The sequence below is a fragment of the Ruegeria sp. CDSA021 genome (assembly GCF_059612325.1).
On the sequence record NZ_JBXWQJ010000007.1, the window covers coordinates 129,062 to 153,707 of the forward strand.

22 protein-coding genes are annotated in these 24,646 nt (G+C 58.4%); 8 read left to right on the forward strand and 14 right to left on the reverse strand.

Annotated features, from left to right (window positions below):
- The first annotated feature begins 31 nt into the window (after positions 1–31).
- The gene (locus AC2FLD_RS11480) at positions 32–751 is read left to right on the forward strand and encodes a response regulator (protein WP_496669478.1); all 720 of its coding nucleotides are present in this window, start codon (positions 32–34) and stop codon (positions 749–751) included.
- A 181-nt stretch (positions 752–932) separates the two neighbouring features.
- Here AC2FLD_RS11480 and aspS read toward each other — a convergent pair whose 3' ends face one another.
- The 4 genes from aspS to AC2FLD_RS11500 form a co-directional block, all read right to left on the reverse strand.
- Positions 933–2,708 (reverse strand): aspartate--tRNA ligase, encoded by a 1,776-nt coding sequence (aspS, locus tag AC2FLD_RS11485; protein WP_496669476.1) that lies wholly within the window; start codon positions 2,706–2,708, stop codon positions 933–935.
- Between the two features lie 79 nt (positions 2,709–2,787).
- Positions 2,788–3,441: a CPBP family intramembrane glutamic endopeptidase gene (locus tag AC2FLD_RS11490; RefSeq protein ID WP_496669665.1), complete on the reverse strand. Its 654-nt coding sequence runs from the start codon at positions 3,439–3,441 to the stop codon at positions 2,788–2,790.
- Between the two features lie 14 nt (positions 3,442–3,455).
- Positions 3,456–4,103: an aminotransferase class IV family protein gene (locus AC2FLD_RS11495; RefSeq protein ID WP_496669474.1), complete on the reverse strand. Its 648-nt coding sequence runs from the start codon at positions 4,101–4,103 to the stop codon at positions 3,456–3,458.
- Positions 4,058–5,185, reverse strand: coding sequence for an aminodeoxychorismate synthase component I (locus tag AC2FLD_RS11500; protein WP_496669472.1), 1,128 nt, complete (start codon positions 5,183–5,185; stop codon positions 4,058–4,060). Before AC2FLD_RS11500 ends, AC2FLD_RS11495 begins: the two co-directional genes overlap by 46 nt.
- A gap of 177 nt (positions 5,186–5,362) precedes the next feature.
- On the opposite strand from AC2FLD_RS11500, the gene carB reads away from it, so the two are divergent.
- The gene (carB, locus tag AC2FLD_RS11505; protein WP_496669470.1) at positions 5,363–8,707 is read left to right on the forward strand and encodes a carbamoyl-phosphate synthase large subunit; all 3,345 of its coding nucleotides are present in this window, start codon (positions 5,363–5,365) and stop codon (positions 8,705–8,707) included.
- 225 nt (positions 8,708–8,932) lie between these two features.
- Here carB and AC2FLD_RS11510 read toward each other — a convergent pair whose 3' ends face one another.
- Genes AC2FLD_RS11510 through AC2FLD_RS11520 form a run of 3 tightly spaced genes read right to left on the reverse strand, consistent with a single transcriptional unit; the run spans position 8,933 to position 13,487 of the window.
- Positions 8,933–11,974, reverse strand: a complete 3,042-nt coding sequence (locus AC2FLD_RS11510) for an efflux RND transporter permease subunit (protein WP_496669469.1) — start codon at positions 11,972–11,974, stop codon at positions 8,933–8,935.
- Between the two features lie 11 nt (positions 11,975–11,985).
- Positions 11,986–13,023: an efflux RND transporter periplasmic adaptor subunit gene (locus AC2FLD_RS11515; RefSeq protein ID WP_496669467.1), complete on the reverse strand. Its 1,038-nt coding sequence runs from the start codon at positions 13,021–13,023 to the stop codon at positions 11,986–11,988.
- Entirely contained in the window at positions 13,020–13,487 is a 468-nt protein-coding gene (locus AC2FLD_RS11520; protein WP_496669466.1) for a MarR family winged helix-turn-helix transcriptional regulator, read from the reverse strand. The genes AC2FLD_RS11515 and AC2FLD_RS11520 overlap by 4 nt, the downstream gene beginning before the upstream one ends.
- A 158-nt stretch (positions 13,488–13,645) precedes the next feature.
- Between AC2FLD_RS11520 and AC2FLD_RS11525 the strand changes: the two genes are divergently transcribed.
- Positions 13,646–14,770 carry a beta-ketoacyl-ACP synthase III gene (locus tag AC2FLD_RS11525; RefSeq protein ID WP_496669465.1) on the forward strand — a complete coding sequence of 375 codons (1,125 nt, stop codon included), beginning with the start codon at positions 13,646–13,648 and terminating at the stop codon, positions 14,768–14,770.
- A 6-nt stretch (positions 14,771–14,776) separates the two neighbouring features.
- Here AC2FLD_RS11525 and AC2FLD_RS11530 read toward each other — a convergent pair whose 3' ends face one another.
- Together AC2FLD_RS11530 and AC2FLD_RS11535 are read right to left on the reverse strand one after the other, a co-directional pair.
- Positions 14,777–16,579: a hypothetical protein gene (locus AC2FLD_RS11530; RefSeq protein ID WP_496669463.1), complete on the reverse strand. Its 1,803-nt coding sequence runs from the start codon at positions 16,577–16,579 to the stop codon at positions 14,777–14,779.
- Positions 16,580–16,756: 177 nt separating this feature from the next.
- Positions 16,757–17,218, reverse strand: coding sequence for a hypothetical protein (locus AC2FLD_RS11535; RefSeq protein WP_050604878.1), 462 nt, complete (start codon positions 17,216–17,218; stop codon positions 16,757–16,759).
- A gap of 354 nt (positions 17,219–17,572) precedes the next feature.
- On the opposite strand from AC2FLD_RS11535, the gene AC2FLD_RS11540 reads away from it, so the two are divergent.
- A complete protein-coding gene (locus AC2FLD_RS11540; RefSeq protein WP_496669461.1) occupies positions 17,573–18,151 on the forward strand; it encodes a thymidine kinase in 579 nt (192 codons plus the stop codon).
- Here the strand turns inward: AC2FLD_RS11540 and AC2FLD_RS11545 are convergent.
- From AC2FLD_RS11545 to AC2FLD_RS11565, 5 genes are all read right to left on the reverse strand, one after another.
- On the reverse strand, positions 18,148–19,098 hold the full coding sequence (locus tag AC2FLD_RS11545) for a 2-hydroxyacid dehydrogenase (protein ID WP_496669459.1): 951 nt from the start codon (positions 19,096–19,098) through the stop codon (positions 18,148–18,150). The genes AC2FLD_RS11540 and AC2FLD_RS11545 overlap by 4 nt on opposite strands.
- A complete protein-coding gene (locus AC2FLD_RS11550) occupies positions 19,098–19,436 on the reverse strand; it encodes a tRNA-binding protein (protein WP_496669457.1) in 339 nt (112 codons plus the stop codon). The genes AC2FLD_RS11545 and AC2FLD_RS11550 overlap by 1 nt, the downstream gene beginning before the upstream one ends.
- Positions 19,429–20,244, reverse strand: a complete 816-nt coding sequence (gene proC, locus AC2FLD_RS11555; RefSeq protein ID WP_496669455.1) for a pyrroline-5-carboxylate reductase — start codon at positions 20,242–20,244, stop codon at positions 19,429–19,431. The genes AC2FLD_RS11550 and proC overlap by 8 nt, the downstream gene beginning before the upstream one ends.
- 39 nt (positions 20,245–20,283) lie before the next feature.
- Positions 20,284–20,784, reverse strand: coding sequence for a type III secretion system chaperone family protein (locus tag AC2FLD_RS11560; RefSeq protein ID WP_050604794.1), 501 nt, complete (start codon positions 20,782–20,784; stop codon positions 20,284–20,286).
- A gap of 322 nt (positions 20,785–21,106) precedes the next feature.
- Complete coding sequence (locus tag AC2FLD_RS11565) at positions 21,107–21,355, reverse strand: accessory factor UbiK family protein (RefSeq protein WP_480487580.1); 249 nt, start codon at positions 21,353–21,355, stop codon at positions 21,107–21,109.
- Positions 21,356–21,452: 97 nt separating this feature from the next.
- On the opposite strand from AC2FLD_RS11565, the gene lgt reads away from it, so the two are divergent.
- From lgt to AC2FLD_RS11585, 4 genes are all read left to right on the forward strand, one after another.
- A complete protein-coding gene (lgt, locus tag AC2FLD_RS11570) occupies positions 21,453–22,340 on the forward strand; it encodes a prolipoprotein diacylglyceryl transferase (protein ID WP_496669453.1) in 888 nt (295 codons plus the stop codon).
- Entirely contained in the window at positions 22,337–23,404 is a 1,068-nt protein-coding gene (locus tag AC2FLD_RS11575) for a class I SAM-dependent methyltransferase (protein WP_496669452.1), read from the forward strand. Before lgt ends, AC2FLD_RS11575 begins: the two co-directional genes overlap by 4 nt.
- Positions 23,401–24,159: a peptidoglycan editing factor PgeF gene (pgeF, locus tag AC2FLD_RS11580; RefSeq protein ID WP_496669450.1), complete on the forward strand. Its 759-nt coding sequence runs from the start codon at positions 23,401–23,403 to the stop codon at positions 24,157–24,159. The genes AC2FLD_RS11575 and pgeF overlap by 4 nt, the downstream gene beginning before the upstream one ends.
- 270 nt (positions 24,160–24,429) lie before the next feature.
- On the forward strand, positions 24,430–24,558 hold the full coding sequence (locus AC2FLD_RS11585; RefSeq protein ID WP_256364025.1) for a hypothetical protein: 129 nt from the start codon (positions 24,430–24,432) through the stop codon (positions 24,556–24,558).
- The last annotated feature ends 88 nt before the right edge of the window (positions 24,559–24,646 follow it).

A 24,646-nucleotide genomic window follows, 5' to 3' on the forward strand; every position in this document is an offset into this window, starting at 1 on the left:
CGTGAGGCATCTGCTGGATAGGAGAGCTGCCATGGACGATTCGGGTCTACTTGCCACCACCACCGTCACGCCCACCGCGACGCGGCCCTTGTTGGGTCAGACCATTCTGGTTGTCGAAGACAGCCGTTACGCTTGCGACGCGATCCGCCTGATGTGCCTGCACAGCGGCGCACGTATTCGCCGCGCGGATTGTCTTAAATCGGCCCGACGGCACCTGCAGATCTATCGCCCCTCTGTCATACTGATCGATATGGGCCTGCCGGATGGGTCCGGGGCCGACCTGGTCGCCGAACTGGCTGAAACAACGCCCCGTGTCAGCGTCATCATGGGCCTGTCAGGCGATGATGCCAACGAAAGTCAGGCACTAGCTGCCGGAGCGGATGGATTTTTGGCCAAACCGCTAAAATCAATGTCCTATTTTCAGAAATCCATTCTGGAACGTCTGCCCGAAGATCGCCGACCAAGCGGGCTATATGGGATCCGGGATGAGGTCATCGAGCCTGATCCGATGGCCTATCAGGACGACATGGCCCATATAGCCGACGTTCTGACCGGACCCAACGATCATCGTACACTGGATTATGCCGCTCAGTTCCTGCAGGGCGTTGCACGCGAGGCAGGAGATAACTCCCTTGCGGAAGCTGCGCGCAAGCTCGCTTGGTCCCGTGCAAACGGTGCGCCCTTTACGATGCAGGCGGCGCAAGTCGCCGGGATGGTTCAGACTCGTCTGGAACAGCGGGAGGCTATCTGAAAATGGTCACGGCCTATTTCATTACCTCAACGCTTCTGTGCCTTTGGGCTTATCGCCAGACGCGACAAACAGCGCGCAGCATTCGGGTCAATCGAGATCAACTGGAAAACCCACTGGACTGATACGCGGAACGTTTCCTATCGCCATATGAGAACCGCCCGCATTTACGGGCGGTTTTACATTAGTCCTGAGGAATGATGCGCAGACCAAGCTCCATCAACTGATCCGAGGTCGGATCAGAGGGTGCATCCATCATCAGATCTTCGGCGCGCTGGTTCATCGGGAACATCATCACTTCGCGAATATTGGCCTCATCCGCCAGCAACATCACGATCCGGTCAATGCCCGCCGCACACCCACCGTGCGGGGGAGCGCCATAGTGGAAGGCGTTGAACAGAGCGCCAAAGCGGGATTTGACTTCATCCTCGCCATAGCCTGCCAGTTCAAAGGCTTTCAGCATGATTTCCGGCTTGTGGTTCCGGATCGCGCCAGAAACCAACTCGTACCCGTTACAGGCCAAATCGTACTGGTATCCGCGCACGTCCAGCGGGTTACCTTGCAGCGCTTCCATACCGCCCTGCGGCATCGAGAACGGGTTGTGCTCAAAATCGATCGCGCCGGTTTCTTCGTCCTGCTCGTAGATCGGGAAGTCCACGATCCAGGCAAAGGCAAAGCGGTCTTTCTCGGTCAGGTTCAGTTCTTCACCGATTACGTCGCGCGCTTTACCTGCAACCTTTTCAAAGGCTTTCGGCTTACCACCCAGGAAGAACGCCGCATCGCCGACACCCAGACCCAGTTGCTGACGGATCGCTTCGGTGCGCTCGGGACCGATGTTCTTGGCCAACGGGCCAGCGGCCTCCATCCCTTCGCCCTGATCACGCCAGAAGATATAGCCCATTCCAGGCAGACCTTCTTTCTGGGCAAAGGCGTTCATGCGGTCACAGAACTTGCGGCTGCCACCGGTCGGCGCGGGAATGGCGCGGATTTCGGTGCCTTCCTGTTCAAGCAGCTTTGCGAAAATCGCAAAGCCAGACCCGCGGAAGTGGTCAGAGACCACTTGCATTTTGATAGGGTTCCGCAGGTCGGGCTTGTCGCTGCCATACCACAGGGCCGCGTCCTTGTAGGAAATTTGCGGCCAGTCCTGATCAACCTTGCGGCCTCCACCGAACTCTTCGAACACGCCGGTCAGAACAGGCTGGATCGTGTCGAACACGTCCTGCTGCTCGACAAAGGACATCTCGAGATCAAGCTGGTAGAAATCGGTGGGCGAACGGTCGGCACGCGGGTCTTCGTCACGAAAGCATGGCGCAATCTGGAAATACTTGTCGAAGCCCGACACCATGATCAGCTGTTTGAACTGCTGAGGGGCCTGAGGCAGCGCGTAGAACTTGCCCGGATGCAGGCGCGAGGGCACCAGGAAATCGCGTGCACCTTCGGGCGAGGACGCAGTGATGATCGGCGTTTGATATTCGCGGAAGTCCTGATCCCACATACGTTTGCGCATCGAGGACACAACGTCCGAGCGCAGGGTCATGTTCTGCTGCATCGCTTCGCGGCGCAGGTCCAGATAGCGATAGCGCAGGCGGGTTTCTTCAGGGTATTCCTGATCGCCGAACACCATCAGCGGCAGTTCGTCGGCAGCACCCAGCACTTCCAGTTCACGCACGTAAACTTCGATCTCGCCGGTGGGCAGCTTTGCGTTCACCAGTTCCGGGTCACGCGCTTTGACGGTGCCGTCGATGCGAATGCACCATTCGGACCGGACTTTTTCCAACTCGGCAAAAGCCGCGCTGTCGCCGTCGCACAGAACCTGCGTCACACCAAAATGGTCGCGCAGGTCGATGAACAGCACGCCACCGTGATCGCGAACCCGATGCACCCAACCGGACAGGCGGACGGTTTCACCAACATTGGCGGCGGTCAGAGCGGCGCAGGTGTGGCTGCGGTAGGCGTGCATGGATCATATCCCTTCGGGCGCAGAATTCGTCGCGCCGATACACCCCGTCAGGCCCGGAAAGTCAAGGCAGGTCGCGCCGTCAAAACGGCCTTTGCACATTGCCTGAGTAGAAATAGACACCCAGCCCCACCGCAAAGATGATATTGCCCGCAATTGCGTGCAACAGCACCGCATAGAAGAACGAGCCGCGCTGTCGATACGCCCACGTGAACAATAGCCCGCCCGCGAAGGTCATCAGTGCGACGATCCAGCTCCAGTACATCAGGTGGGCGAACGAAAATACTGCGGCATTTAACAGATAGGCCGCGCGTCCGTTAGGAAGGATCGCGTGATAGCGGCGGAAGAACAGAGGGCGGAACAGCAGCTCTTGCGGCAGGGCAGACAGCAATGGATAGCCGACCCAGATGAACGCCAGCATCTCGGGGCGGTGTATTACCAAGAAAAACGCGGCATCCGGACGCGTAACGTGTATCAACCCCACGCAGAAGACGGTCATGATGGCGGCAAAAAGTGCCACCTCACGCAGCGACCAGTTGGCCCAGTCATAACGCAGTTCAGCCCACTGAAAGCCTGGTGTCCGGTGCAACAACACTATACCCAGCCCAGTCAAGGCAAACAGCGCCGGGAACATCCAGTTGGGTGGGAAAAGAACGGCGATCAGCAAAGGCAGGCCAACATAGAAAAGGCCAAATTCCAGCCTCAGCCGTGGCAGTGCAACCAGCGGTCCGATCATCGTGCTGTCTTTGGTCACGTGTCTATCAGCTCCACCCGGATCAGCCCGCGCAATGAATTGCCCATATGTACAATTTGCGCGTTTTTGAGATCGGTCAAGGTCAGTACGGCTTCTGTAACTGTTTCTTTATCCAGCAGTTCTTCACGCAGTATCCCCGGCAACAGCCCGCTGGACAGGGCGGGTGTCAGAACTCGACCATCGGACATTTCCAAAAACACGTTTGATATGGTGCCTTCGCACAATTCGCCAAGCTCATTCAGGAACAACAGCTCATCGACACCTTCGGGCAACCCTGCGCGCGCAGAGTCATAGAGTGATCGTTGGGTTGTCTTGTGACGCAACCACAGGTCATTCGAAGCCAGACGCTGATCGGACAAAGCGACGCGCCAGATTGATGGATTGGCAGCCAGAACACCAGTCGTCAGATCAAACACACCAGATGCGTCCAGTGTCAGGCGGCAACGTAACGGGGTATCGCCGACAGCTTCATTCAGCACAGCGGTCGCTTGATCCGGGTTAAACGGAATATCAACGACCCCTGCCGTGCGGGCCATACGCGCCAGATGACGGTCCTGCCGAATGAACCCCCGCTCAGTCCGGAAAGCCAGCGTTTCGATCAGACGGAAATCAGGCTCAGCTGGCGGGCGAAGCGGGCTTTCCATAGCGCCTCCTCATATTCTGACGGGGCGGTGCTGTCCCAGACGACTCCACCGCCTACGTTCAGAGTGGCGTGATCGTCTTCAAGCATCAAGGTGCGGATGGCCACATTGAATTCGGACCGACCGTCAGGCGCAGCCCAGCCAATGGTGCCGCAATAGATGTCACGCGCCCACGGCTCCAGCTCGGCCAGAATCTCAATTGCACGAATCTTAGGCGCACCGGTGATCGACCCACAGGGGAACAGCGCCGTCAGAATCTCACCCAGCCCGACGCATTTATGCAATTGCGCCCGGACCAGCGAGACCATCTGATGCACAGTGGCATAGGTTTCGACCCGAAACAGCTCGGGAACATGAACCGACCCAGGCAACGCGACGCGGCTGATATCATTGCGCAGCAGGTCAACGATCATCAGGTTCTCTGCCCGGTTCTTTTCGTCCGTGGACAGGAAAGCCCGACGCCAATCGTCCTCTTCCGGGTCGTCGCTGCGTGGCTGGGTGCCCTTCATCGGGCGTGTTTCGATCTTTCCGCTCTCATCCGTGCGGAAAAACAGCTCGGGTGAGCGGCTAAGCAGATCCGGTATCCCATCTTGCTGCACCAATGCACCATGGCCCACTGGTTGCCCCGCAGCCAACGCGGCATAGAGTGTTTCGCTGTCGCCCGAAACCGTCAGGTCAATCGGGAAGGTTAAGTTGGCCTGATAGATGTCGCCCGCGCCGATGGCGTCGTGCACAGCCTGAAACGCCTGTGTATAGCACTCTTCATCCCAACGAGGTTGAAATTCGCTAACTTCACCGGCGGCGGTCGGCAGGGTAACACGATCCGGCGCGTCGTAAGCACCAAAGCACAGCAAAGGCAGGCGACGATCGTTGGGCAACAGGTTCAGCAGCCGGGGCTCCAGCGCATAACCAAGCTCGTAACTGGCGTACCCTGCCAGCCAGGCACCATCCGCGCGCGCCTCATCCAGCGCCGCCAGAGCCTGGGGAACCTCTTCCGCGACATCCGCGCGGATAATCTGGGACGGACGCTGGAACCGGGTTCCACGCCCGGCCGGTCCCTGATCGAAACGAATACGCACTTGCATCCTCAATTGCCGTGAGGGGCCGTATAGAGAATACTCCACCAAGTGAAAGAGGGGAAAGCGGCAATTTCGCCCCTGTTTCCGATCCCTCTTGCACCTTTTCGCGCGGTCCCTATAACGCAGGACAATTTGGGCGCTTGGGCGGTGCCCTGACTCGCTGACAATCAAAGGAACCAGGCCATGCCGAGAAGAACCGACATCCAGTCGATCATGATCATCGGGGCGGGCCCCATTGTTATCGGTCAGGCCTGCGAATTCGACTATTCCGGCGCTCAGGCCTGCAAGGCGCTGCGCGAGGAAGGCTACCGGGTCATTCTGGTGAATTCGAATCCGGCGACGATCATGACCGATCCCGGTCTGGCGGATGCCACTTATATCGAGCCGATCACGCCCGAAGTCGTCGCCAAGATCATCGAGAAAGAACGCCCTGACGCCCTACTGCCCACCATGGGTGGTCAGACCGGCCTGAACACGTCGCTCGCACTGGAAGAAATGGGTGTGCTGGACAAGTTCGGTGTCGAGATGATCGGTGCCAAGCGCGACGCCATCGAGATGGCCGAAGACCGCAAACTGTTCCGCGAGGCGATGGATCGTCTGGGGCTGGAAAATCCCAAGGCCACCATCGTGACTGCACCGCGCAAACCAAACGGCAGCGCGGATTTGGACGCGGGAGTACAGATCGCTTTGGATGAGCTGGAAGAGATCGGCTTGCCGGCCATCATCCGCCCTGCCTTTACCCTTGGCGGTACCGGCGGCGGCGTGGCTTATAACCGTGAAGACTATATCCACTTCTGCCGTTCGGGTATGGATGCATCGCCGGTGAACCAGATCCTCGTCGATGAAAGCTTGCTGGGCTGGAAGGAATACGAGATGGAGGTGGTGCGCGACACTGCGGACAACGCCATCATCGTTTGTTCGATTGAAAACATCGATCCGATGGGCGTTCACACGGGTGACTCGATCACCGTGGCCCCTGCCCTGACGCTGACCGACAAGGAATACCAGATCATGCGCAACGGTTCGATTGCTGTTTTGCGCGAGATCGGCGTTGAAACCGGTGGCTCGAACGTACAATGGGCGATCAACCCCGACGATGGCCGCATGGTCGTGATCGAGATGAACCCGCGCGTGTCACGCTCTTCGGCGCTGGCCTCCAAGGCAACAGGTTTCCCGATTGCCAAGATCGCCGCAAAACTGGCCGTGGGCTACACGCTGGATGAGCTGGACAACGACATCACCAAAGTCACACCTGCGTCGTTTGAACCGACCATCGACTATGTTGTAACCAAAATCCCGAAATTCGCATTCGAGAAATTCCCCGGCTCGGAACCCTACCTGACCACCGCGATGAAGTCTGTGGGTGAAGCCATGTCCATCGGCCGCACGATCCACGAATCGATGCAAAAGGCGCTGGCTTCGATGGAATCGGGCCTGACCGGCTTTGATGAGATCGAAATCCCAGGCTTGAACGTGGGTCTCTGGGATGAGGCCGACGATAAAGCTGCCGTCATCAAGGCGATCAGCCAGCAAACGCCGGACCGTCTGCGGACCATTGCGCAAGCTATGCGTCATGGTCTGACCGATGACGAAATCTTCGGCGTCACCAAATTCGACCCCTGGTTCCTGGCCCGTATCCGCGAGATCATTGAAGCCGAGCGTCAGGTTCGCAAAGACGGGCTGCCCGTCACCGAGCACGGTATCCGCAGGCTGAAAATGCTGGGCTTCACCGATGCGCGTCTGGGCAATCTGACGGGCCGGGATGAGGACAATGTCCGCCGGGCCCGCCGTAATCTGGGCGTCACCGCCGTCTTCAAACGCATCGACACTTGCGCCGCCGAATTTGAGGCGCAGACGCCCTATATGTACTCGACCTACGAAGCCCCGATGATGGGCGAGGTCGAATGCGAAGCACGTCCGAGCGACCGGAAAAAGGTCGTCATTCTGGGCGGTGGTCCCAACCGGATCGGTCAGGGGATCGAGTTCGACTATTGCTGTTGTCACGCCTGTTTCGCACTGACCGAAGCGGGCTATGAGACCATCATGATCAACTGCAACCCCGAGACCGTGTCGACCGACTATGACACCTCGGATCGTCTGTATTTCGAGCCTTTGACTTTCGAACACGTGATGGAAATCCTGACGAAAGAGCAGGAAAACGGCACGCTGCACGGGGTGATTGTTCAGTTCGGCGGCCAGACCCCGCTGAAACTGGCCAATGCGCTGGAAACCGAAGGTATCCCGATCCTGGGCACCACCCCGGACGCCATCGACCTGGCTGAAGACCGTGAGCGGTTTCAGGCGCTGGTCAACGATTTGGGCTTGAAGCAGCCCAATAACGGCATCGCCTCCACCGACGAGCAAGCACTTGAAATCGCCGAAGACATCGGCTTCCCGCTGGTGATCCGCCCCTCTTACGTTCTGGGTGGCCGCGCGATGGAAATCGTTCGCGATATGGATCAGCTGAGACGCTACATCAACGAGGCCGTTGTGGTCTCGGGCGACAGCCCTGTTCTGCTGGACAGCTATCTGGCTGGCGCGGTTGAGCTGGACGTTGATGCGCTGTGCGATGGCACCGACGTTCATGTCGCAGGCATCATGCAACATATCGAAGAGGCCGGCGTGCACTCGGGTGACTCGGCGTGTTCGCTGCCACCCTATTCCTTGTCGAAAGAGATCCTCGCGCAGATCAAGGATCAGACGTTCAAACTAGCAAAGGCATTGAACGTTGTCGGTTTGATGAACGTCCAGTTCGCGATCAAGGACGATGAGATTTATCTGATCGAAGTGAACCCGCGCGCCTCGCGCACCGTGCCATTCGTGGCCAAGGCGACCGACAGTGCGATTGCGTCTATCGCCGCGCGCGTCATGGCAGGCGAAAAGCTGGCGAACTTCCCGCAACGCCCCCCCTACAAAACCGTGGACGATACCAAGATCGCTGATCAGATGACGCTGGCCGATCCCGATATGCCGTGGTTCTCGGTGAAAGAGGCCGTTCTGCCCTTCGCGCGCTTCCCCGGCGTTGACACGATCCTTGGCCCGGAAATGCGCTCGACCGGTGAGGTCATGGGTTGGGACCGCGACTTCCCGCGCGCCTTCCTCAAGGCACAGATGGGCGCGGGTATGGTCCTGCCGTCCTCGGGCCGTGCCTTTATCTCGATCAAGGATGCCGACAAAGGCGCAGCGATGCTTGAGGCTGCACAAGTTCTGGTCGAGCAGGGCTTCACGCTGGTCGCCACCCGCGGCACGCAAAGCTGGCTGGCGGAACAGGGTGTGCCCTGCGACGTGGTCAACAAGGTCTATGAGGGTCGCCCTGACGTGGTCGACATGCTGAAAGACGGGCAGGTCCAACTGCTGATGAACACCACCGAGGGCGCGCAGGCGGTTGAGGACAGCAAGGCCATCCGGTCCATCGCGCTTTATGACAAGATCCCGTACTACACCACCGCCGCTGCAAGCCACGCTGCTGCGCTGGCGATCAAGGCGCAGGCCGAAGAGGATGTCGAGGTGAAGTCGCTGCAGGGGTAACCCGCCTGAGCCACAATTGGCTCATTGACGAACAAACAGATGCGCGCCCGTTGACCTACCATCAACGGGCGCGCATTTTTTTCAGGCACAAGGAGAATGAAACAATGCGGGTATTTCTGGTTCTCACAATTTTCACCGTTCTAGCTGCATGTGATGTGCCGTTTGTTCCATTGATTTGACCTAACCGGGTCCGGCCTTTCAAACAGACCCGGCCTAAGCTTGTTTTCAGGTGGTCAGCGCCTCGCGTCTTTCGTCCCGCTTGAAGAAAAGCAGGTAGAACACTGGCGCGGCGACCATAGTCAGGACGGTTGCAAACGCCAGACCGCCCATGATCGTCACCGCCATCGAGACAAAGAACGCGTCCGTCAACAGCGGTGCCATACCCAGAATGGTCGTGATGGCCGCCAGCATCACAGGGCGCAAACGGGAGACTGAGGCTTCGACGATAGACTCACGCAGGGGTTTTCCTGTGGCGCGAACAAGGTCGATCTCCTCCACCAGAACGATGCCGTTTTTGATCAACATGCCGGACAGGCTGAGCAGACCCAGAAGCGCGGTGAAGGTGAACGGCAGACCAGTTCCCAGCAAGCCAATGACCACGCCGTTGACCGACATCGGCACCAGTAGCCAGATGATGATCGGCTGACGGATTGCGTTGAACAGCAGGACCGAGATCAGAACCATGATCAGCAGGCTCAGCGGCAATTGCTTGCCCAGGCTTTCCTGCGCATCGCGTGAGTTTTCGAACTCACCGCCCCACTCCATCTTGTACCCGGGGGGCAGCTCGATGGCCTCGATGGCGTTCCGCACTTCGGCATGAACCTGTGCTGCCGTCAGGTCAGGCGGAATGTCCGCACCGACGGTGATGGTCAAAACACGGTCACGACGGTGCACCAGCGTATTGAGCGACTTGTACTCGAACCCGTCGACCATCTGTTCGATTGGTACAAATTTCTCTGACTGGTCCGAATACACCACCTGATCGACGATTGAATAATCTCCGTCCACCGGTCGGCGCAGGATGATCGGGATCAGACGATCACGTTCCCGGAACACCCCCCCCGTGATGCCGTCGGTCGAGAATTGCAGCGTGGCGGCAATATCCTCGCGCGTGACACCTGCGGTCTGCGCCCGTTCGGTGGCATAGACCGGCTGCACCGCCAGCTCCTGCTCGCGCCAGTCGTGGTGGACGAGCAGCGCGTTAGGCGATGCCGCAGCCATGCACTGCACGGCCTCGTCGGCAAGCTGACGCAGCACCACCGGATCACTGCCCGAGAACCGAGCCTGGATCGGGTCACCGCCACCGGGTCCAAAGACCAGACGCTTGGTGCCAAACTCACCTTCCGGAAACTGGACAGATCCAAACGCTTCCAGATCCGCCTGCAAGGCCGGAATGTCATCCAGGCTTTCTGTGCGGATGATCATATGCCCATAGCTCGGGTTCGGTTTTTCTGCCGAGTAGGTCAGCATGAATCGGGTCGCGCCCTGCCCCACGAAGGTTGTGACCGAAACCACGTCATCGCGGTCGGCCAGCCAGTTCTCGAACACCGCCATATCCTGCGCCGTACGCGCAATCGGTGTGCCCTGAGGCAGCTTGTAATGCACGAAGAACAGCGGCGTGTTCGAGTTCGGGAAGAACTGCTGTTTCATCAGCCCGAACCCGGCGTAACACACCACTGTTACACCAACGAGGCCGATAACAACCAACCAGCGGAAGCGGAGCGCAAAATGCAGAATTGCACCATAGATACGGAACAGGATGCCTCCGTAAGCGTCGATCTCACCTTCTTTGCCCTGCTTGAAGAAGTAGTGCCCCAACAGCGGCGTAGCAGTTATGGCCAGTATCCAGCTGAGCAACAGCGAGATACCGATCACCGCAAACAGTGAGAACAGAAACTCACCCGTCGCATCGGGGCTGAGGCCAATGCCGGCAAATGCCATGATTCCGATTACAGTGGCCCCCAACAGCGGGATCTGGGTTTTCGATGCCACATCTTCAGCTGCATCGCGCGAGGACTTGCCGCGCAACATGGAGATCTGCATCCCTTCGGCCACCACGATAGCGTTGTCTACAAGCATCCCCATGGCAATGATCAGGGCGCCCAGCGATATCCGCTCCATCTCGATCGAGAACAGCGACATGAACAAGAGCGTGCCGACCACGGTCAACAGCAAGGTCGAACCCACAACAATAGCCGCACGCCAGCCCATGAAGATACCCAACACGGCGACCACGATGGCCACTGACATAGCGAGGTTCACAAGGAAATCGTTCGAGGCCTGCTCGACCACCACATGTTGCTGGTAGATCGGCAGAATTTCCACACCGAAGGGGATATTCGCGTCCAGTTCCACGAATTTGGCGTCGGCCCGTTTGCCGACTTCGACGATGTTTTCCGTGGCCAGGCCCGCGATGCCAAGGGTGAACGCCTCGGTCCCGTTGTAGCGGATCATGATATCCGGATCGTTCTGACGGGCGCGATAGACGTTGGACATGTCGAACAGGTTGATCACCTGCCCTTGCGAGCCAACGGACAGACCCGCAATGGCCGACACACTGTCAGACCCTTCGGCGGTCAAGATGGTGGTGCGTTCGTTTTCCGAGCGCAAAGATCCCGAGGAATTCACCGAATCCGCGTTGGCGATGGCTTCGTTGATCGCCTGCAGCGGTACATTCTGGTTCACCGAAATCGCCAGATCAGGCTCCACAAAGATTGCTTCATTCGGCAGGCCCTGAGCCTCGACATCCGCCACACCATCAACGGTCAGCAACTCCCGTCGCAGGAAGGTGGCCAATTCGTGCTTTTCGGCATCCGAGAACCCTTCGGCGGTTACGGCATAGAACAGACCAAACACATCGCCAAAACCGTCATTCACGTAAGGTTGGCTGACGCCCGACGGCAAGCCGCGTGCTGCGTCGCGCACTTTGGCCCGCAGGCGGGTCCAGATGGCAGGCAGTTCGGTGCCGTCGTAGGTCGACTTGATCTCGACCTCGATCAGAGATTGCCCCGGCTGGTTGACCGAGGTGATAACGTCCACCTCACCCATCTGCTGGATCGCGGATTCCAGCGGCTCAGATACTTCCAGCGCCACCTGTTCCGCTGTGGCACCAGGGTATTGCGTGGCGATAACCGCGTTTTTGATCGTGAAGGCCGGGTCTTCCAACCGGCCAAGCGACATGAACCCCCAGATGCCCCCAAACAGGGCAATGAGGATGATCAGCCATGTGTAAAGCGGCCGATCAATCGAGGCACGAGCGATGTTCATCTGTCAGCACCTCAGTTCGCGAAGCCGGTGAACCGACGCACGGGCTGACCGTCTGTCAGTACCGCGCCACCGGCAACAACAACTTCGTCACCATCGGACAAGCCCGTCAGCACCCGCACATCGCCGGTCTGCGTGGGTTCAATGGTCACCGGAACCCGGCGGACGGTGCCTTCATCCGCTCCGACCGGAGAGAACACCATGACACTGAGTTCACCGGTGGCGTCCGCGACAATGGCCGTCGCTGGTACGACGATACCTGTGCGTCCATCCCTGACCTGAACGTTCACTGTGACTGAAGATCCCGGAAGGATTTGCAATCCCTCGGGCGGAGTCAGGCCAAACTGGATACGGAATGTCTGGCCCACGCTGGAGGTTTCAGCGTCGAATTCCCGGATTTCCAGTGGGAAGACCTCGTCGCTGACGGGGAATTTGGCGGTGATCGTTCTTTCATCGTTTTGACCTGAACGTTGGAACAGGATCTCGGGCACGTCCACCTCGATGCGCAGTTCGGACATGTCGTGGATGCGGACAATGGGCGCGCCTGCCGATACGGTGGTGAAGGCCTCGACCGCGCGGCTGGAGACAAGCGCATCGAACGGCGCAGTCAGGGTTGCATGTTCCAACTCGTATTCCGCGTCGCGCAGGGCAATCGCGGCCAGTTGCGCCTCGGTCTCCGCGTCATCGACCGCCACCTGACTGGCCGTTGTGCCCCGCAGGCGGGACAAGCGGGCAACTGTGCGGTCCGCTTGATCCTTTTGAAGACGCGCACGATCCAGACGCAGATCGAACGGCTCCTGATCCAGACGTGCAATCAGGCCATCTTTGGGGATCACGAACCCTTCGTTGACGGGCATCTCGACGATCTGACCAGCCACCTGAAAGGCCAGATCAACAGTCTGACGCGCAGCGACGCGGCCAAAGAATTGGCGGGTGAAGCCAGGTGCTGCCTCGCGCACCTGCATGAGCTTTACAGGTTTGGGGGTGCCTTGAGCGGCAATGGGGCTTGCCAGAACGGCCAGAGCAAGGCCGATAGAGGTCAGGAGTTTCATTTCTTCAATCCCTCGGGAATTCCCGTTTTCAAAACGTTGTCACGGATTTTGCACGCAAGTCGCGCGAACTCGGCGGTTTCTTCTTTGTTCAGGCCCGAAGCCCTGTGAAACAGGTCTCCGGCCTCGGCCACCAGCATGTTGCGGGCCTCCTCGCCTTGGCCGGTCAGCACCAGCAACCAGGCACGGCGGTCTTCGGGGTCACGCTCGCGCGTCAAGTAGCCTGCTTTTTCAAGGGAATCGGCAGTGGCCGTGATTGTTGAAGGCACGCTTAGCATATCGGCAGCCAGCACCCCCATGCGCTTTGGCTGATCTAGCTTGATCAGCATGTGGCATTCGGGGTGGCTCAGGTCCGTTTCGATACAGTCAAATGTCTCTTCCAGCTTCCAGTACAGGGCATACACCCCCATGATCGCCTGAATCTCGGGGCTTAGGCGGCCAAGCCTGGTGCCGATATCGTTTGGCATTGAGGTTCTCCGCGCGCGTTGGGGGCGATATACTTCGATTTCTGAACTATTCAAGATATGAAATTGCGCCTCCGGAAACATTCCCTTGGGTCAACATACCTTGATCAAATCACACCATGACTGCATTTTGAGCAAATCCGAAACATTCAGGGCCCGCCATGTATACCCCCGCCATCACCGGTTCCGGTGTCTTCACGCCTCAAAACGTCATCACCAATGCAGAACTTGTTGAGGCGTTCAACGCTTATGCCGACAAACAGAACGCGAAGAATGCCGAGGCTATTGCCGCAGGGCAGATGGAGCCAATGCAACATTCCTCGGAAGAGTTCATCGTGAAGGCGTCGGGAATCGAGAACCGCTATGTGATGGACAAGTCTGGTGTGCTGGACCCGGACGTGATGCACCCGTCGCTGCGGCAGCGCAGCGACGATGAGCCCGGGATCATGACCGAGATGGCAGTGGATGCCTGCAGGAAGGCGCTTGCTCAGGCGGGGCGCAACGCGGCAGATGTCGATCTGGTAATCTGTGCGGCCTCGAACCACGAACGCGCCTATCCGGCGGTTGCGATTGAAATACAGCAGGAACTGGGTATCGACGGGTTCGGCTTTGACATGAACGTCGCCTGTTCCTCGGCCACGTTCGGCATACAGGCGGCGGCGGACATGGTGCGGTCAGGATCGGTGCGCGCGGCGCTGGTGGTGAACCCGGAAATATGCTCGGGCCATCTGGAATGGTGCGACCGCGATTGTCACTTCATCTTTGGTGATGTCGCGACGGCAACCCTGATCGAACGGATCGAAGACGCGCAAGGCCCGCATTTCGAAATCCTATCGACCCGCTGCGCCACCGCGTTTTCCAACAATATCCGCAACAACAACGGCTTTTTGCGCCGTTCGCGCCCGGATGGGATGACCGACCGGCGCGACATGCAGTTCATGCAGAACGGGCGGAAAGTGTTCAAGGAAGTGCTGCCGATGGTCAGCAAGCATATCAGCGACCACATGGATGCCGAAGGGGTCAGCAATACCGACCTCAAACGCCTTTGGCTGCATCAGGCCAACAAAACCATGAACGATTTCATCGGCAAAAAGGTTCTGGGCCGTGAGCCCGAAGCGGGCGAGCAGCCAAATATCCTTCAGGATTATGCAAACACGTCATCCGCCGGGTCGATCATCGCGTTTTCGAAGTATTCCAACGACCTGCAAGACGGTGATCTTGGGCTGATCTGTTCTTTCGGGGCCGGGTATTCGGTTGGGTCGGTGATCGTAAAGCGCCACGCCTAAAAGCGCTTATTGCGCCGCAGTGACTCTAAACATTTGGAAAGCGTCTTCGCCCGAACCTGGAATGCGGGTGAGGTAGTCCGGCACCTCGCCCTCCACCAATCGCGTCTGCAAACCACGCCCGCCTGACGCCGAGCTCCAGAAATCGGCCCGTGGTGCCGAGGTGCAGAGAAGCACGTAATCTATGTTCAGCGCCCTCAAGCGCGGCGCGATACGTGTGGCGTCGGATCGAAACAAGTCGATCTGCGCCAGAATTCCGGCCTGATTGCGGTGGTAATTGCCAGCCAGTACCGCGTGGTCGGTGTAACGCAACACGTTTGCCGCAAAATCGAAGTCAATCAGAACCATACCACGGGGTAGATCGCGCAGCGCCGCATAAGCCTGCGGCGTGCGGCAAGAGGCACCGGCCTCTGAAGGGTCTTGCCCGGCGGCTGACGATGAAGCGGCAAAAGACGGGTTGAACAAAGCCCCAAACTGTTTTTCCAAACTGATGCCGATCTTGGGTGAAACGCAAATGACAAACGCCACCATCGCCAGCCCGGCGGCCACATGGCGATCCCGCGCGTAAGCGTTGTACAGCACACGCAGGATCTGCGCCTGAACCGCCACCAACGAGACGCTGAAAAAGGTCATCATCCGGGACTGGTAAAGGAAAACGACAAAGCCAACAGCGATCAGCGCAAGAAACAGGGTGTAATCCAAACCAGCGCGGGACCTGAGCGCGAAAGCCAGCGCCGCTCCCGTCGTCAGCAGGGACATCGCCTTCAGGGCAATGACCTCACCCCAATGCCGTTCAAGCACAACGCTGATACCTTGCGCTTCGGCTATCTGTCCAAGCCAGAATACCCGCATCTCTTGCGGCAGCGCGTCGATAGGATTGCTGAGGCAATACGGCGCAAAGACATAGGAGCAGGCCAGTGTCACGGCCCCGGCACCGAGGCAGGCAACAATCCGGCCAGGACGAGACCAGCCGGAACCGATCCAGGCCACAGCAGCAAGACCAAGCGCCGCCACACTTGCGGGCAATGCCACGCTGATGGTCAGTGCATCACAACTTGGGTAAAAGAAACTATCCCGCCCAGTCGTCGCGAGACTGGTCAGCGCAAGGGTCAGGGCCAGTCCAACGCCGAAGGTCACAGTGCGGTGGCGCGCAGGTGTGCCGTTGATCATCCAGTCGATGGCACAAAACACCGCGATGAGTGCGATCTGCAATATGGCTTCGGTGCCCACCGACACCGACAGCGCCAGGCAAAGCCCCAGCATCCAACCGGCATAGCGCCTGTCCTTGCGCAGCACAAAAAATGCAATCGCCGCTGCAAAGAGCAGGATTTGAAGATTGTGATGATCGAAAGAGAAATAGTCGAACTTCCGCGAGTGTTCGAGAGTAAGCACGCCGATGACGAGAGCCGAGATTGCGCCCTCACGCCGGCCCAGAACACCTCCGGTCATCGCAAAGGCCCATAAGGTCAGTGCTGCCAGTAGCGCTGGCCAGAAAAAGGCCGTGATCTGAAAGGCGATGTCGGGGCCAAAAACCGGCTGGAGTGCAAAGTAAAGCCCGGCAATCGGGGCATCGACCAAGCGGGACCAGTGCATCAGGGTTCCATCGTTGGGACCCAATCGCTGCTGATAGGCATCAAACCAGCCTTGCCCTTCCAGCAGGTCGCGCACACCGACCCAGCGCATCACATCGTCGGAGCCTTCGCTGTGGCCGCTCAGCGTCATCAAGACCACAAGCACTACAAAGGCGCAGACAAAGGCCAACAAGACCACCGGATCCGTACGGCTGCTGTAGATCTGCTGCGATGTTTGCATGATCATGTGCCCTTGAAGGTGTTTTCTGCACTATATACCTATTGCACGGGCGTGACTGAATTGAGGCGCGTGTTATGGCCCTGGACATTTTCTGACCGCAATTTCTAGGCTTCTGATCCTTGCGATCCGACGGCCGGATTTCAGCTGGATACAGGCGCCCGCATAGGAAAAACGGGACTAGCTGACGCTTTCTTCTTCCAGATGCAACTTCATCTCGATCAGAACCTGTTGCAGCAGGCTGGTTTCCCTCAACAGCCGCTTGGCCTCGTTCACTGTTATGATGCCGTCTTCGATGGCTGCCTGATACTCGGTCATTAGCATTGCAAACCGCTGGCTGAGCGCGATGACATCCGAGTTCACGCCGCCTGTACGCGGCTCAGTCGAATTGCGGTCGGTATAAGACAAGGTGATGTTCTTCAGATCCGCCAAAGCCGACGTGACATGCGGGTAAGTTGCCGCGTTTTCAAGACGGGCCACCGCATCCACAGGCATGAATCTGTCCGCATGTTCGGCGTTGTCGGAATAATACCGGCCCAGAGTGGCCTTGGATTTCCCGGTAATTTCACATGCGGCTTCGATTCCGACGTCTTTGACCAATGCTTCTGTATGCTTTTTCAGATAGGCCCCGATATCTGCCATTTTATTACCTTTGTTACCTGCAAACGCCTGCCCGATGTCCAATTGGGGGAAAGCGTCGGGAAATTTCCCATAACCGATTCATAATTGAAATGTCATACATTGACTATCCCTCAGATATGCGGGGGATTTTGTGAGTGAGTGGCGGCAGTTCAAGCCGGTAACGAGTGATTGCGAGGCGGTATTGTTTGGCTTCGCTCCGTTTTGGCCACATGTTGGCCGACGGCGTCGCTGTTGTGGATGTCGGGGTTCCATCCCCTAGAGCGTAGCTCGGCCTCTGCAAAAACAACGGCGACGTCGCTCTGTCAAAACGATTGATATCTTGTTCCTTTGCATCAGGCAATTTAGACCCGCGCCATGGCAAAGCTGTATTTCAACTATTCGACAATGAACGCGGGTAAATCGACCGTGTTACTGCAGGCCTCGCACAACTATCGTGAGCGTGGGATGCAGACTTATCTGATGACTGCCGCCATCGATGGACGAGCAGGATCCGGGCGGATTGCATCGCGTATCGGTATCTCGGAACAGGCCGACACATTCACACCTGACGACGATGTCTTCGCCATGATTCAGAAACGCCTGAACGAAGGCGCGGTGGCGTGCGTGTTCATCGACGAGGCCCAGTTCCTGTCTGAAGTACAGGTCTGGCAGCTGGCGCGTGCGGTCGATGATCTGAAAGTTCCGGTGTTGGCCTATGGGTTGCGCGTGGATTTTCAGGGCAAACTGTTCCCCGGATCAGCCGCCCTGCTGGCCCTTGCCGACGAAATGCGCGAGGTGCGCACCATCTGCAAATGCGGCCGCAAGGCAACGATGGTGATTCGTCAGGACGAATACGGCAAAGCCATAACCGAAGGTGCCCAGGTGCAGATCGGCGGCAACGAAACCTATGCCTCGCTTTGCCGCAAGCACTGGCGCGATGCGATGGGCGACTAAACCGGATTAGGCAACGCCCTGCCCGCCACAAAGGCCGCGACGTTGTCCAGCGCCATATGGCCCATGCTGCTTCGCACCTCTTCGGTGGCCGTGCCCAGATGGGGCAGCAGGGTGACATTTTCCATATCACAGAGGACCTGTGGTACACTGGGCTCGAACTCGTAGACGTCCAGCCCAGCCCCTGCAATCTGACCGGATTGCAGTGCCGAGATCAGGGCGACTTCGTCCACGACTTCGCCCCGAGCGATATTTATCAGAATTGCCGAAGGGCTCATCGCCTCAAGGATATGCGCATCAATCAGATGGCGGGTTTCCGCGCCACCGGGCACCGCGAGCACAAGGAAGTCGACCGAGGCGGCCAAGCTCTGCAATTGGGGCATGAACTCTGCCGGGAAGTCCAGATCCTTTGCACTGCGGGATTGATAGGCCACCTGCATTCCAAAGCCGAAATGGCACCGACGGGCGATAGCCTGCCCGATGCGGCCCATACCAACGATACCGACGCGTTTGCCGCTGACGTGATGCCCCAGCATCTGCGTTGGGTGCCAGCCTTGCCATTGACCCGAGCGGACCAGCCGCTCGCCCTCGCCCGCGCGTCGGGCTGTTGTCAGCAGCAAGGTCATGGCGATATCCGCCGTCGCATCGGTGACCGCACCGGGCGTGTTGGTCACCTCCACACCTGCTGAGCGTGCGGCATCCACATCGATGTGGTTATAACCAACGCCGAAATTGGCCAACAGCTTGCAACGAGGCTTGTCTGCATCCCCAAAAACCTGAGCAGAAAACTGGTCGCCCAGTGTCGGTACAACAACATCGAATTCTGCCAAAGCGGACAGCATCTCCTGCTGTGACATGGGCATGGTGTTCTCACGTATCTCCACGTCAAACTCGGCACGGGCGCGAGCCTCGACCGCCGAGGTCATTGGTCGTGCAATCAGTAGTTTCATCAGTGCATCCGTCCGCCGGTTGGAACTTTGCCATCGGGGCCGATCAGAACGATCTCGCCATTTTCATCGGGCAGACCCAGCACCAGAACCTCGGACATGAACCTGCCGATCTGGCGCGGAGGGAAATTGACCACAGCCATGACCTGTTTGCCAACCAGAGTCGACGGATCGTAATGCGCAGTGATCTGGGCCGAGGTCTTGCGTTCACCGATCTCTTCCCCGAAGTCGATCCACATCTTGATCGCAGGTTTGCGGGCCTCGGGATAGGGTTCGGCGCGGATCACCTCGCCCACCCGGATATCGACTTTGAGAAAGTCGTCGAATGAAATCTCACTCACGTGACAGCTCCTTGGATCGGTCGGTTGCGGCTTTGACGGCACGGTGCAGTAGATCGCGGAACCCCTGTTCATCATGCATCAGCACCTCAAGCGCGGCCTGCGTGGTGCCATTCGGAGAAGTCACATTGATGCGCAGCTGCGCCGGGTCGTCCTCGGCCGCCATGGCCAACGCACCAGCGCCTGCAACTGTGGATATCGCCAGTTTCATGGCAAGTTCCGCAGGCAAACCCTGTGCCTCGCCAGCGGCAGCCAGAGTTTCAATCAGGTGGAAGACATAGGCCGGGCCGGATCCGCTGAGACCGGTTACGGCGTCCATCTGCGCCTCATTGTCCAGACGCACGGTCTCGCCCACTGCCGACAGCAAGCTTTCGGCCAAGGTCAGATCATAGTCCGAGGCATGGCTGTTGCCAATCAGCGCCGTGATGCCCTGACGAATGGCCGCGGGTGTGTTGGGCATGGCGCGAATGATTGGGGTATCGCTGCTCAATACGGTTTCGAACGAGGCGATCGAGGTGCCCGCCGCGACCGAGACAAACAGGCTGTCACCACCGCCCAGTGCCTGAATAGCGGGCAGAGCCTCACCCATCATCTGCGGCTTGACCGCAACCAGCACCACGGCGGGCGCTTCGGGCAATGGAGTGTTGATGTTGACGCCCTGCGCCTTCAGCCAGTCGGACGGATATGGGTCGATCACCCAAACGGACGCTGGCGGGAGGCCGTGTTCCAGCCATCCCGCCAGCATTGCGGACCCCATCTTACCGCATCCCAGAAGCACAAGCCCCTGTTCGGCCACACGCGTCATGTCCATTTGCCCCTCCCGCGTTACATGTCGGTTTGGGGCAAAGCTTTACGCCCGGCCGTAGGCCTCTGCAATGGCCACTTGCATGGCTTCTTCTGGGCCTCGATTGCCCCAGGTCACCAGTTGGATCGCGGGGTAGTACCGCTCGGCGCTCATGACTGCGGCAGTGATCATTGTGTTGATCTGATCCGCGCTGGCTGTTTGTCCCCCTGCAAGGACCAGCCCATAGCGGTAAACCATCAGCTTCTGGTTTGCCCAATAGGTAAAGGCGCCCGCCCAGCATTGATCATTCATCTTGTTGAGCAACTCATAGAGCTGCATTTCGCGCTCGGCCGGCGGCTCCATCTCAAACGAGCACACCATGCGCAGCGTTTCGTCATAGTTGGACCAGGCCAGAGTGATCGAGTAAGTCCGCCATTGTCCTTCGACGGCCATGGCGATCTGATCGTCGCCTATACGGTCAAAATCCCAATCGTGATGTTCGGCCAGGTTTTCAACAATGTCGATCGGATGAATGTCTTCTTCGAGATACTGCTCGGAAAGGGCCATAATGCCACCTCACTAATCTCTAGCATTTCGGGACTGGCAGCGCCCCAGCGCTAGTTGCCTTCTCTACAAGCCGGGCTTCCCCCGTAGGCCTGTACTAAATATGGTGCGATGTACCGTGAGTTCTGGCAACCCTAATTCTTGGGGATAACAGCAATAAGTTGTGGACAGAAGGCAACGGCGATCAAAATATTGGCGCTTGGGTCAGCTTTGTCTTGATTAAATTCTGTGACACGTCAGAATACACGTCACCGCACAATCCGGGTTGGATTGCGCGATTGCGGGGCTCGTCCAAATCTTTGAAAATGACAAAACGCCCGGGGCGTTATTTGTCCAGCTTCGCCTCAAGCGCGGCGATGCGGGCTTCGAGTGCCACATTTTCTTCACGCGCTTTCTGGGCCATGGCGCGGACGGCATCAAATTCTTCGCGGGTGACGAAATCGCGGTCGGCCAACCAGCGGTCGATCATCGACTTCATTGCATTTTCGGCCTCTTCACGCGCACCCTGCGCCACGCCCATGGCGTTGGTCATCAGTTGGGACACGTCGTCCAGGATCTTGTTGCGGGTTTGCATATCTTTACTCCGGTATCGCGGTTGTTCCTTATATGGGGAAAGAATGGCGCAGGCTCAAGGTTGACTTGCCCTACAAACCACGGGCAATGAGACGCACATGCAGGCTGTTCTGAATTTCCCCGATCTGTCGCCCGAATTGTTCTCGATCTCGCTGTTCGGGATGGAGTTCGCTTTAAGATGGTATGCGCTGGCCTATATCGCGGGCATCCTGATCGCCTGGCGGCTGGCTGTTGTGGCGCTGCGCCGCCCGGTCCTGTGGCCCACAGGCGGCCCGCCGATGAAGCCAGAACAGCTGGAGGATCTGGTCACCTGGATCATTCTTGGTGTGATACTGGGCGGGCGACTTGGCTTTGTGCTGTTTTATCAACCTGCCTATTACCTTTCGCACCCGTTGGAGATTCTGATGGTCTGGCAAGGCGGCATGGCGTTTCATGGCGGTCTGCTTGGTGTAATCCTCGCGTCCCACCTATTTGCCCGTCGCCATAAGATCCCTGCCCTGTTGCTGGGTGATCTGGTCGCCTACACCGTTCCGCCCGGTCTGCTGCTGGGGCGGTTGGCCAATTTCGTGAATGCCGAACTGTGGGGCCGCCCAAGCGAGCTGCCCTGGGCCGTCATTTTTCCCGGCTTTGCCGCGCAGGACTGCCCCGGCGTTGTTGCGGGCATGTGTGCGAGACACCCGTCGCAGCTGTATGAAGCCGCGCTAGAAGGTGTGTTGCTGGGCGCGTTGCTGCTGTGGCTGGTATATCGCAGGGGGGCCTTTCAGAAGCCCGGCCTGATCATGGGCCTGTTTCTGGCGGGGTATGGCGCGTCTCGCTTTATTGTTGAGTTTTTCCGCCAACCGGATGCCCAGTTTGTGTCACCCGGCAACCCGCTGGGGCTGGCTTGGCATGTGGGTGGCTATGGCCTGACCATGGGGCAAATACTGTCATTGCCAATGATCGCGATTGGCCTTTGGTTTGCCCTGCGCGCACGGCGGGCGGCATGAGCCTGACCGATCATCTGGTCGCCCGCATCCGGCAGGATGGGCCAATGAGCGTGGCAGATTACATGGCCGAATGCCTACTACATCCCATGCAAGGCTATTACACTACGCGCGATCCACTCGGGACCAAAGGGGATTTCACCACCGCGCCGGAAATCAGTCAGATGTTCGGGGAACTGATCGGCCTGTCTCTGGCGCAAAGCTGGATGGATCAGGGGCGGCCTGCGCCTTTCACCCTGTGCGAACTGGGACCGGGGCGCGGTACACTGATGACCGATATTCTGCGCGCAACTCGGGCTGTCCCGGGGTTTTACGAGTCCGCTCAGGTCGAGCTGATCGAGGCATCGCCTGTATTGAAACAGGTGCAGGCCGAGACGCTGAAGGATTACGCGCCAACCTGGATCGACAGCGTCGCAGCCCTGCCGGACCAGCCGCTGCTGCTGGTGGCGAACGAATTCTTTGATGCCCTGCCCATTCGTCAGTTCCTGCGCGAAGGCGACGGCTGGTGCGAACGTTTGGTGGGCGAACGGGGTGGCTCGCTTCTGTTCGGGCGGGGTCCAAACGGGCCGCAGGTGGCGCTAAATGACAGGCTCACGGATACCAAGGACGGAGATCTAGTCGAACTGTGTGCGGCAGCGATTCCCATTCTGACCGTGATGGCCAGCCGGATCGCCAGCCATGGCGGCGCGGCGTTGATCGTGGACTATGGCGACTGGCATTCGCTGGGTGACACGTTACAGGCCCTGCAAAACCATGAACACGCCGATCCTCTGGCCGCACCCGGTCAGGCCGATCTGACCGCACATGTGGACTTTGAACCTTTAGCCGTTGCAACCCGTGCCTGCGGATGCCGCCACACGCGCCTGACCCCACAGGGCGTGTTTCTGGAACGGTTAGGTATTACCGCACGCGCGCAAACACTGGCAAAGGCGTTGAGCGGATCCGAGCTGGACTCGCTGATCGCCGCACATCGCCGGTTGACGCATCCCGACGAAATGGGAAATCTGTTCAAAGTGATGGGCCTTTTCCCGGCCTATGCCGCCCCACCGCCAGGATTAGAGCCATGACATTGGAAATTCTGACCTCAGACTTGCTGTCGCCGTTGCGCCATGGGTTCTTCACCCGTCGCGGAGGTGCCTCGTCGGGAATATTTGATGGGCTGAATTGTGGCTATGGCTCCTCCGATCAGACCGAAGTTGTGGCGCTGAACCGCAAGCGGGTGGCCGATGCGATGGACGTTGCGCCCGAAGCGATGATCGGCGTGCACCAAGTCCATTCGCCGACAGTTCTGACCGTTGAAGGCCCAGTTGAAGGCAAAAGGCCCAAGGCGGATGCCATCGTCACCGCGACCCCCGGTCTGGCCCTGACTATTCTGGCAGCGGATTGTCAGCCAGTCCTGTTTGCCGATCCTGACGCGCAGGTGATCGGCGCGGCCCATGCGGGCTGGCGCGGGGCGCTGGACGGCGTACTTGAGGCTACGTTGGACTGCATGGAGGCGTTAGGGGCCAATCGCAACAACATCAGTGCCGTGATCGGTCCCAGCATTTCCCAACGCGCTTATGAGGTGGGACCCGAGTTTCTAGACGCTTTCATGGCGGATACACCGGACAACACCCAATTCTTTGCAAATGGTCAGGATGACCGGCTGCAATTCGACTTGCCCTCTTTTGGCCTGCACAGGCTGCGGCAGGCCGGTGTAGGACAGGCGGAATGGACCCGGCATTGCACCTATTCCGACCCGGATCGGTTCTATTCCTATCGCCGTTCAACACACGCGAAACAAGCCGATTACGGCAGGCTGATCTCAGTCATAAGATTGTGATTTTGGCCCAGATTTAGACCCCTCGCCACTTTTCCGCCACATTTGTTGTGTTTACCGGAATCAAGAATCGTAACGAGTTTTGCCAGTCATCAGATGTGTATCTGACGTTCGTGTTTCGAACGCTGGCGTGTTGAGTGAAAGGAGTGTGAAGCTTCTATTTTTTGTCTGCAATTCATCCCGGATAAGCCTTATCCGCGCCGCAAATGGGCGTCACAAAAGGTTCAAACAGGATGCGGGAATGACCTTCCCGAACAAGGCAGGACAAAAAACATGAAACCCAAATCTCGCTTTCTCAAAGCCATGGTCGCCGCCACGCGGGATCAGAAGCTGGAAATGCCATGGAAACGGGTTTCAAGCCATTCTGTCAGGGTCGCAAGCCGTATCGCGGCTCGACGCTGAGACAGAAACGCCCCGAGACCAAGCTGCCGGTCTAAAAAGGGCGATAACGCATCAGGCATACTCCGGCTTGATGTGTAATGGGGCGCGA